Source organism: Tepidiforma sp. (assembly GCF_034433535.1).
In the GTDB taxonomy this organism is placed as follows: Bacteria; Chloroflexota; Dehalococcoidia; order Tepidiformales; family Tepidiformaceae; genus Tepidiforma.
Window position 1 is genome coordinate 1 of sequence record NZ_DAOUAO010000125.1, and the last position, 9248, is coordinate 9248.

Consider the following 9248-nt stretch of genomic DNA (forward strand, 5'->3'; position numbering starts at 1 on the left):
CCATTTATTCTGGCGCGGCCGGGCCGCCCGCGCCGTGATCCGCGCCGAGCAGCGCCAGCCGGCGCGCCCGGGCAGCCCCGGGCTCCCGCAGCGCCCGCTCGACCGCCTCCTCCACCGCCGCGTCCAGCTCGCCCGGCGGCACCACCCGGTCGACAATCCCCCAGCGCAGGGCGGCCTCCGCGTCGATCGGCTCGCCCGAGAGGATCATCTGCGCGGCCACCCCCGGCGGCGCGATCCGCGGCAGCATCTGCGTGCCCCCCGCGCTCGGGATGTACGCCAGCGAAACCTCCGGCAGCGCCGCCCGCAGGTCGCTGCTGGCCACCCGCACGTCGCAGAAGAGCGGCAGCTCGAGCCCAGCGCCGTAGCAATAGCCGTGCATCCGCGCCACCGTCACGCAGCGGTGCCGAACCAGCAGCCACCAGAGGTCGCGGTCGTGCCGTGCCCGCCGCGCCGCCATGATCGAGGGCGCCGTCCCAAACTCCGAGATGTCGGCCCCCGCGCTGAAGCAGCGCCCTTCGCCCCGGAAGACGATGACCCGCACCTCCGGCATCTCCCGGGCTGCCCGCAGGTACTCCCAGAGGAGGTCGCGCATCACGAGGTTGATCGCGTTCAGCCGCTCCGGGCGGTCGAGGGTGAGCGTCGCCACGCCCCGCTCGTCCACCGCGAAGCGCACCGGTTCGGCCACGCGCCCCGTCCCTAATCCAGCCAGTCGGGCTTCCGAATCTGGCTCCGCATCCGCCGGGCCATCTGCTGGGCAAAGTCCTCGTTCACCTTCTGCACCAGCTCCAGCATGTCGTCGCGGCCCGGGCGCATCGTCTTCGAGCGCCAGTTCTTCAGCATCGCCCGGTCCTTATCCGAAAGGCCCGCCTCATCCGCCATCCGGTTGACGAGCACCGTCAGCAGCTCGTTGACCTCTTCTTCGTTGAAGCGCACGTCCATCCCGTTACCTCCGCACCGTTTCGTACCAGCCCTTGCTCTTCACGCGGCGCATGAACTTCGCATCGAGGTGGGCGTTGAGGGCCTTGTTCAGCGCCTCCGTCAGCTCCGAAAGCATCGGCGTGCCTTCCGCGCGGTCGCTCCGCCAGCGGCGAATGGCCTCCTTCCCCTCATCCGAAAGCCCGGCGTTATCCACCGCCACCGCGCTCACCAGCATCATCAGCGACCACGCTTCCGGCTCTTCCAGCAACACAATCATCGGTCATTCACCTGTGAACAGTGGTTTCCGCTTCTCCAGGAAAGCCCGGACACCTTCCGCCCGATCTTTCGTGGTTTGCAGCAGCAGCGTCAAATCGGTCTCGAAGCGCAGCGCCTGCTCCAGCGGCAGCGCCAGCCCCCGCCAGATCGCCTCCTTGGCCAGCGCCAGCGCGATCGGCCCCCGCGAGGCCATCACCTCCGCCAGCCGCAGCGCCTCGGCCCGCGCCGAGCCCGGCGCCGTCACCGACCCAACCAGGCCGGCTGCCAGCGCCTCCTCCGACCCGATCAGCCGCGACCCCGCCGCCAGCGCCTCCCCGGCGTCGCCCCGCCCGAGCAGCCGCGCCCGCGCGGGCCAGACGGTCGGGCCCCGCAGGGCAGCTCCCGCGCCGCAGATGCGCACGTCGGCCGCCAGCGCCAGGTCCAGCGCCGCACCGCGCAGCTCCCCTTCGAACCACGCGATGACCGGCACCCTCCCGACCACCAGGGCCCGCAGCTCTTCCGCGCTCGCCGGCGCCGACCCGGCCAGCCCGTCCGCCTCGACCACCGCCGCGCGGGCATCCTCCGGCAGTGCCTCCAGCCACGCCGCCACCCAGCCGGGCTCCCGCCCGCCCCACGCCCCATCGAAGACCAGCACAGCCGCCATGCCCACAGCCTACCAGACCACCCCCGCTCCCCGTTCCCCGCTCCCTGCTCCCGGGCCGGGCAGCGGCGGCGCAGGGCTCCCTGCTCCCTGCTCCCTGCTCCCGGGTGGCGGTGCTCGCGGTGCGGGGCTCCCGGCTCCCGGGTGGCGGTGCTCGCGGCGCGGGGCTCCCGGCTCCCGGCTCCCCGCTCCCTGCTCACGGGCCGGGCAGCGGCGGCGCAGGGCTCCCTGCTCCCTGCTCCCTGCTCCCGGGTGGCGGTGCTCGCGGCGCGGGGCTCCCGGCTCCCGCCTCCAACCTCCAACCTCCAACCTCCCACCTCCCACCTCCAACCTCAGCTAAACTGGTACTTCTCACCACCTCGGAGGTTACCGATGCAGCTATCCGAGTCCCTGACCGCCGCCTACAACGCCCAGGTCAAGCTCGAGTTCGAGTCCTCCTTCGTCTACCTCCAGATGGCCGCCGACTTCGAACTCCGCAGCCTCCCCGGCTTCTCCCGCTGGATGCGCATCCAGTCCGGCGAGGAGTACACCCACGCCATGAAGTTCATCGACTTCGTCATCGCCCGCGGCGGCCGCCTCGAATTGCTCGCCCTCGATAAGCCCGCACCCACGCCCGAGACGGTCGTCGGCGTCTTCGAAGCCGCCCTCCGCCACGAACAGCGTGTCACCCGCGCCATCCACGATCTTTACACCCGCGCACTTGAAGAGCGCGACTACGCCTCGCTCCCCCTCCTCCAGTGGTTCGTCAACGAGCAGACCGAGGAGGAGGCGACCGTCTCCACCATCCTCGAGCGGCTCCGCATGGTCGGCGAAGACCGTTCCGGCATCCTCTTCCTCGACCGCGAGCTGGGGCAGCGCGCCGGCAACCCCGGCGGCGGCGCCGCCGAAGCCGAGAGCGCAGCGGAGGCCTGACCCGCGGTAGCCCGGCTCGTTGGCTCGAACCTCGACGGCCGCCGACACACCTTCGGCGGCCGTTTGCGTTACCAGCTCCTTGCGCCGCCGGGCGTGCCCGCCACCTGGAGCCCCGGCAAATGCTGCCGCGCGAACGCGTCCTGCCGCTGCGTCAGGTTCCGCACCACGAAGACCAGCAGCGCCAGCGAAGCCGTGAGGATCGCCCCGCCGATGAACCCGAAATACCCGATGTCGGTCGACGTGTCGTCTTCGGTCGGAACTCCGACCGCGGCGAGGACTGAGCCGACGTGCCACCCCACCCAGCAGATCCAGTGCAGCGCCGGCGCCGGCAGCCCCTTCCACGCCCAGCCGATCGGCACCGGCAGCCCCGGCGTCGTCGCCCGCCAGGCCTGGTTCCAGATGCGCAGCGGGAACCAGTAGTTCACGATGGGCGTAAACCAGCTCCCCACCGCCCAACCGGTCCCCAGCTCGAGCGCCGCCCCGAGGGGCTGCAGGTTCCCGGTGATCCGCCGCGTCCAGATGATCAGGACGATGCCCAGCACCAGGTTCGCCAGGTAGCCGAACCCGATGAACCCGCCCGAGACGTCCAGCGTCTCCCAGTCCTCTTCGAGCGCCCCGGCCAGCCCGAGGCCCGCGCCGATGCCGAAGAGCGCCGCTGCCACCGCCGCGAGCACCGCGATGGCGGTCGCCAGCCCCGAAGCCGAGAGGTAGAACCAGCCGCCATACCACGTGCCGGGCGTCGTCCCGGGGGCCGCCGGCGCGCCCCACGCGGGAGCGGCAGGCGCGCCCATCGGCGAAGGGGCAGCCGAGGCGGGCGCTGCGGGTTCAGCAGGGGGCGATGCCGCGGGCGGCGTCACGGCCGCACCGCACTTCCAGCAGAAGCGCGCCTCCTGTGCATTCCACGAACCGCAGCGCGAACAGTACATCAGCGAACCCCCGGCTCACGTCTCGTGGGCGATCCTGCCCGCCCCGCATCATCCCCGCAAACCGCGACACCCCCGGTCGCGGGGGAGGTGGGAGGTGGGAGGTTGAAGGTTGGAGGTTGGAGGTTGGAGCCCTGAGTGCGGTGGGCAGGAAGGTTCGGGGCGATCTCCAACCTCCCACCTCCAACCTCCAACCTCCAACCTTCCTCACCACCAAATCTTGCTGTCGATATCCTCCGGGAGGTCCTCCCACTCCGTCGTCCACAGGTTCGAGGACAGGTACTTCCAGCCCCCATCGGCCAGCAGGCAGACGATGTGCTGCTCGCCCTCCAGCCGCTCCGCCGCTTTCAGCGCGGCCTTCACAACCGCACCGCAGCTGATCCCAACGAACAGCCCTTCCTTCTGCGTCAGCTCCTTCGCCATCGCGAAGCTCGAGCGGCTGTCCACCACGATCTTCCCGTCCAGCACCGTCTCATCGAACACCGGAGGGATGAACCCCTCCTCCAGCGCCCGCAGCCCCTGCACAAGGTCCCCCGGGTGCGGCGCCGCCGCGATCACCTTCACCCCGGGTTTGTGGTCCTTCAGGTAGCGCCCGGTGCCGGTCAGGGTCCCGCCGGTGCCCAGTCCGGCCACGAACACCGTCGTCTCCGGCAGGTCGCGCAGGATCTCCGGCCCCGTCGTCTCGTAGTGGGCGCGGGGGTTCGCCTCGTTGCCGTACTGGTAGGGGAAGTAGTACTTGCCCGGGTTCTCCGCCACGATCTCCTTCGCCCGCGCGATCGCCCCGTTCGAACCGAGCTCGCCCGGGGTGTAGATGATTTCCGCGCCGTAGGCCCGCAGCAGCAGCGTCCGCTCTTCGCTGACGCTCTCCGGCATCACGCACACCACCCGGTAGCCCTTCACCCGGCCGATCATCGCCAGCCCGATGCCGGTGTTCCCTGAGGTCGGTTCGAGGATGGTATCGCCCGGCTTCAGCTCGCCCCGGCGCTCCGCCGCCTCGATCATGTACTTCGCGATGCGGTCCTTCACCGAGCCGGTCGGGTTCTGGCCCTCCAGCTTCGCGTAGAGGTGGATGCCCGGCCGGGGCGAGAGCTTCTGCAGCTCCACCAGCGGCGTGTTGCCGATGAGGTCCAGCACAGAACGGTAGAGCGCCATCGCCGAACCGGTTCCCGGCTACAGCCCGCCGGCCAGCGCCGGCAGGATATCGAGCACGTCGCCCGCCTTCACCGCCGTCTCCACGCCGCCCGTGTAGCGGATGTCCTCATCGTTCAGGTAGATGTTCACGAAGCGGTGCGGCTTCCCATCCGGCCCGTAGACCTGCGCCTTGAACCCCGGGAAGCGCGCCTCGATGTCATCGAACACCTCGGCCACCGTCCTGCCCGTCGCCTCAACCGTCTTCTGCCCGCCCGTCAGCTTCTGCAGCACCGCCGTCAGGCGGACACTCACCGTTGGGGTCGTTGCACTCGTCATCGTCGTTCCATCACTCCGGCAAAGTCATCGGCCGGGGCGAACCGTGCGCCCGCCCCGGCCCGTCGTCGATCAGCCGCCGAACGGCGCCGCCGCGTGCGGGATCGGCGCCCCGCAGAACGCTTCGTAGTCGATCAGCTCGTGGATCGTCGGGTTGTCCCCGCAGAGCGGGCAGTTCGGGTCGCGCCGGACCTTCACCACCCGGAACTCGAGGCTGAGGGCATCGTACAGCAGCAGGCGATTCACCAGCGGCTCGCCGATCTCGAGGATCAGCTTCAGCACCTCCGTCGCCTGGATGCTGCCGATGGTCGCGCACATCGCCCCCAGCACCCCGGCCTCGGCGCAGCTCGGCACCAGCCCCGGCGGCGGCGGCGCCGGGTAGAGACAGCGGTAGCAGCCCTTGCCCGGCAGATAGGTCGTCGCCTGGCCGTCGAACATCAGGATAGAGCCGTCCACCAGCGGCTTCTTCAGCAGGTAGCAGGCATCATTCACCAGGTAGCGGGTCGCGAAGTTGTCGGCCCCGTTCACCACAATGTCGTACTGCTCGATGATTTCGAACGCGTTATCGCTGGTGATCGGCGTCTCGTGCGTCACCACCGTGATGTTCGGGTTGTGCGCCAGCAGCGTCTCCTTCGCCGATTGCACCTTCTGCTTTCCGATGTCCTCCGTCTGGTGGAGGATCTGCCGCTGCAGGTTCGAACGGTCGACTACGTCGAAATCGACGATCCCGATGGTGCCCACCCCCGCCAGCGCGAGGTAGAGCGCCACCGGCGAACCGAGGCCGCCGGCCCCGATGATCAGCACCTTCGCCTCGATGATCTTCCGCTGCCCGGCGCTGCCCACCTGCGGCATGATGATGTGGCGGCTGTAGCGCTCCACCATCTCCGGCGTGAGGACCGTCGGTGCGCCGCCCGCCAGCGCAGGGATCACCGCCACTTCATCCCCCTCGCGCAGCTCGGTCGCCTCGCCGGCCAGGTTCTCGATTTCGACCTGGTTCACATAGATGTTGATGTGCCGCGCACGCTGCCCGGTGCTGTCCACCAGCTGCGCCCGGAAGCCCGGGAACTGCCGGTCCAGGTCTTCGAGCACGTCGCTCACCGTCACGCCGCGCGCCTGCACGCTCGCCCGGTTGCCCACCAGGTGGCGGAACGGCGTCGGGATGTAGACGTTCACTGACACAGGGGTCCTCCTTCGGCTGCCTTCGGCAGAACTATCGTTGCACATCGCAACTCTCTCCGCGCGGGGCTCGCCCCGCGGTGCTGCACCTACATGGCCACGCTCAGGTACCGTTCGCCAGTGTCACAGATCACCGTGACCACCGTCTTCCCCGCGCCCAGGCGCTCGGCTACCTTGCGCGCCGCGAACAAGTTCGCCCCGGCCGAAATCCCCGCCAGGATCCCCTCCTCCCGCGCCAGCCGCTTCGACCACGCGATCGCGTCCTTATCCTCGACCCGGATAATCTCGTTGTAGACCGAGCGATCGAGCACCCCCGGCACGAAGCTCGCGCCGATGCCCTGGATCGCGTGCATCCCGGCCCGCCCGCCGCTCAGCACCGGCGAACGCGCCGGCTCCACCGCCACCAGCAGCACGCGGTCGCCCAGCTCCGCCCGCAGCACATGCCCGACCCCCGTAATCGTGCCGCCCGTGCCCACGCCGGCCACGAAGGCATCAACCCTGCCGCCGGTCGCCTCGAGGATCTCCCGCGCGGTGGTGCGCTCGTGCACCTCCGGGTTCGCCGGGTTCTCGAACTGCTGCGGCATGAAGTAGTCGGGGTGCTCCCGGCAGAGCTCCTGCGCCGCGAACACCGCCCCCGTCATCCCCTCAATGGCCGGCGTCAGCACCAGCTCCGCCCCGTACCGTTCCAGCAGCCGCCGGCGCTCCACCGACATGTCCTCCGGCATCGTCAGGATCAGCCGGTACCCCTTCACGGCCGCCACCAGCGCCAGCCCGATGCCGGTGTTCCCCGAGGTCGGCTCCACGATGGTCGACCCCGGCTTGAGCACGCCCCGCCGCTCCGCATCCTCGATCATCGCCAGCGCGATCCGGTCCTTCACGCTGCCGCCCGGGTTCAGGCTCTCCATCTTGCCGAGCACCGTCGCGGCATCCTGCGGGATCACCCGCTTCAGCTTTACCAGCGGCGTCGCCCCGATCAGGTCCAGCACCGAATCGGCGATGCGCGGCCGTTCGAACGCCCCGCTCATATCACCCACCGCCCGGCCACGGCCGTCGGCTCCCGCTCGAGCAGGTCCGCCACCGTGTACGACCCGAGGATCTCCGCCGTCGCGTCCCGCACCCGCGTCCAGATCTCGCGCTGGCCGCACTGGTGGGGGTGGTCCGTCATCTCGGGCGGCTCATCGAGCCAGGCCACCGGCGAAAGGCTGCCCTCCAGCACCTCGATCACCTCTTTCACCGAAATCCGGTCCGGCGGACGCACCAGTTCGTGCCCGCCCGAAGGCCCGCGCACGCTGCGGATGAACCCCGCCTTGCGCAGCGCGGTCAGCAGCTGGTCCAGGTACTGCTCCGGGATGTGCCGCCGCAGCGCAATCTCCGAGGACTGGAGCGGCCCCTGCCCGTAGTGGCCGGCCAGCTCGATCAGCGCCCGCAGCCCGTAATCCCCGCGCGTCGAAACACGCATCCTGCTGTCCTTCCGCGGTACCCCCGCGCGCAAAGTCGACTAACTCGCTCAACAATCCTATCCCACCCGCTCGCCCCACCGCAACCCCGAGGGGGAGTAGGGGAGAAAGGGAGAGAGGGAGAAAGGGAGAAGGACTGCCCCTCCCTGCTCCCCGCTCCCCGCTCCCCGCTCCCACCTCCCACCTCCAACCTCCAACCTCCAACCTCCCACCTCCTCCCCGTTCCCCGTTCCCTGCTCCCCCCCTATGCTTGCTTCGTGCTCGTAGTCCAAAAGTACGGCGGCACCTCCGTCGCCGACGCCGAACGCATCCGCCACGTCGCTGCCCGCATCATCCGCCGCATCCGCCAGGGCGACCAGGTCATCGCCGTCGTCTCCGCCATGGGCTCCGCCACCGATGACCTCATCGACCTCGCGCTCCAGGTCGCACCCGACCCCGACCCCCGTGAGCTCGATATGCTCCTCTCCACCGGCGAGCAGGTTTCCGTCGCCCTCCTCGCCATGGCCCTTAAGGCCATGGGCCAGGAAGCCGTCGGCCTCACCGGCCAGCAGGCCGGCATCATCGCCCAGGGCCGCCATTACCAGGGCCGTATCTCCCGCGTCGAAGCTGACCGTGTCCGCGCCGAGCTCGCCGCCGGCCGCGTCCCCGTCGTCGCCGGCTACTGGGGCGTCAACGAACACCAGGAGATCTTCACCCTCGGCCGCGGCGCCTCCGATACCACCGCCGTCGCCCTCGCCATCGCCCTCGGCGCCGACCTCTGCGAAACCTGCAAGGACGTCGAAGGCGTCTACACCGCCGACCCCCGCATCGTCCCCACCGCCCGCAAGCTCAAGGACATCTCCTACGAAGAAATGCTCGAGCTCGCCACCCAGGGCTCGCAGGTCATGCACAACCGCGCCGTCGAGCTCGCCTCCGTCTACAACGTCCCCATCCTCGTCACGTCCTCCATGGTCGAAGCCCCCGGCACCCTCATCCGAGGAGAAGCAGAATTGGAAGAACGCAACCGCGTCCGCGGCATCGCCCACGATACCGACGTCGCCAAGATCACGGTCCGCCGCGTCCCCGACCGCCCGGGCATCGCCGCCAACATCTTCGAACCCCTCGCCGAAGCCGGCATCTCCGTCGATACCATCGTCCAGAACGCCTCCGAAGCCGACCTCACCGACCTCTCCTTCACCATCTCCCGCGCCGACCTCCGCCGCGCCGAACAGCTCATGCCCGAGATCTGCGCCCGCGTCGGCGCCCCCGAATGGTCCTCCGATGCCACCCTCGGCAAGGTCTCCATTGTCGGCGTCGGCATCCAGACGGCCCCCGGCTACGCCGCCCGCATGTTCCGCGCCCTGTACGATGCCGGCATCAACATCGAACTGATCTCCACCTCCGAAATCCGCCTCACCTGCATCATCGCCGCCGACCGCGTCCCCGACGCCGTCCGCGCCCTCCACGACGCCTTCGAACTCGAACACCCCGCCTGACACAACC

The 9248-nt window shown here is 69.8% G+C and carries 12 protein-coding genes; 2 read left to right on the forward strand and 10 right to left on the reverse strand.

Annotated features, from left to right (window positions below; all coding sequences use genetic code 11):
- Positions 1-4 precede the first annotated feature (4 nt).
- From VAE46_RS06985 to VAE46_RS07000, 4 genes are read right to left on the reverse strand one after another with little or no spacing between them, the layout of a single operon-like run.
- Entirely contained in the window at positions 5-685 is a 681-nt protein-coding gene (locus tag VAE46_RS06985) for an enoyl-CoA hydratase/isomerase family protein (protein WP_322796203.1), read from the reverse strand.
- Between the two features lie 11 nt (positions 686-696).
- Complete coding sequence (locus VAE46_RS06990) at positions 697-939, reverse strand: hypothetical protein (RefSeq protein WP_322796204.1); 243 nt, start codon at positions 937-939, stop codon at positions 697-699.
- A gap of 4 nt (positions 940-943) precedes the next feature.
- Entirely contained in the window at positions 944-1195 is a 252-nt protein-coding gene (locus VAE46_RS06995) for a hypothetical protein (RefSeq protein ID WP_322796205.1), read from the reverse strand.
- A 3-nt stretch (positions 1196-1198) separates the two neighbouring features.
- On the reverse strand, positions 1199-1837 hold the full coding sequence (locus VAE46_RS07000; RefSeq protein ID WP_322796206.1) for an enoyl-CoA hydratase-related protein: 639 nt from the start codon (positions 1835-1837) through the stop codon (positions 1199-1201).
- 369 nt (positions 1838-2206) lie between these two features.
- On the opposite strand from VAE46_RS07000, the gene VAE46_RS07005 reads away from it, so the two are divergent.
- Positions 2207-2746 (forward strand): ferritin, encoded by a 540-nt coding sequence (locus VAE46_RS07005; RefSeq protein WP_322796207.1) that lies wholly within the window; start codon positions 2207-2209, stop codon positions 2744-2746.
- Positions 2747-2814: 68 nt separating this feature from the next.
- Here VAE46_RS07005 and VAE46_RS07010 read toward each other — a convergent pair whose 3' ends face one another.
- From VAE46_RS07010 to VAE46_RS07035, 6 genes are all read right to left on the reverse strand, one after another.
- The gene (locus tag VAE46_RS07010; RefSeq protein WP_322796208.1) at positions 2815-3672 is read right to left on the reverse strand and encodes a DUF4328 domain-containing protein; all 858 of its coding nucleotides are present in this window, start codon (positions 3670-3672) and stop codon (positions 2815-2817) included.
- 204 nt (positions 3673-3876) lie between these two features.
- Positions 3877-4821, reverse strand: a complete 945-nt coding sequence (locus tag VAE46_RS07015; RefSeq protein ID WP_322796209.1) for a cysteine synthase family protein — start codon at positions 4819-4821, stop codon at positions 3877-3879.
- An 18-nt stretch (positions 4822-4839) separates the two neighbouring features.
- Positions 4840-5136 carry a MoaD/ThiS family protein gene (locus VAE46_RS07020; RefSeq protein WP_322796210.1) on the reverse strand — a complete coding sequence of 99 codons (297 nt, stop codon included), beginning with the start codon at positions 5134-5136 and terminating at the stop codon, positions 4840-4842.
- A 69-nt stretch (positions 5137-5205) separates the two neighbouring features.
- A complete protein-coding gene (gene moeB, locus VAE46_RS07025) occupies positions 5206-6306 on the reverse strand; it encodes a molybdopterin-synthase adenylyltransferase MoeB (RefSeq protein WP_322796211.1) in 1101 nt (366 codons plus the stop codon).
- A 92-nt stretch (positions 6307-6398) separates the two neighbouring features.
- On the reverse strand, positions 6399-7334 hold the full coding sequence (gene cysK / locus VAE46_RS07030; protein WP_322796212.1) for a cysteine synthase A: 936 nt from the start codon (positions 7332-7334) through the stop codon (positions 6399-6401).
- A complete protein-coding gene (locus VAE46_RS07035; protein ID WP_322796213.1) occupies positions 7331-7768 on the reverse strand; it encodes an Rrf2 family transcriptional regulator in 438 nt (145 codons plus the stop codon). Before VAE46_RS07035 ends, cysK begins: the two co-directional genes overlap by 4 nt.
- Before the next feature lie 255 nt (positions 7769-8023).
- Between VAE46_RS07035 and VAE46_RS07040 the strand changes: the two genes are divergently transcribed.
- Positions 8024-9241, forward strand: coding sequence for an aspartate kinase (locus VAE46_RS07040; protein WP_322796214.1), 1218 nt, complete (start codon positions 8024-8026; stop codon positions 9239-9241).
- The last annotated feature ends 7 nt before the right edge of the window (positions 9242-9248 follow it).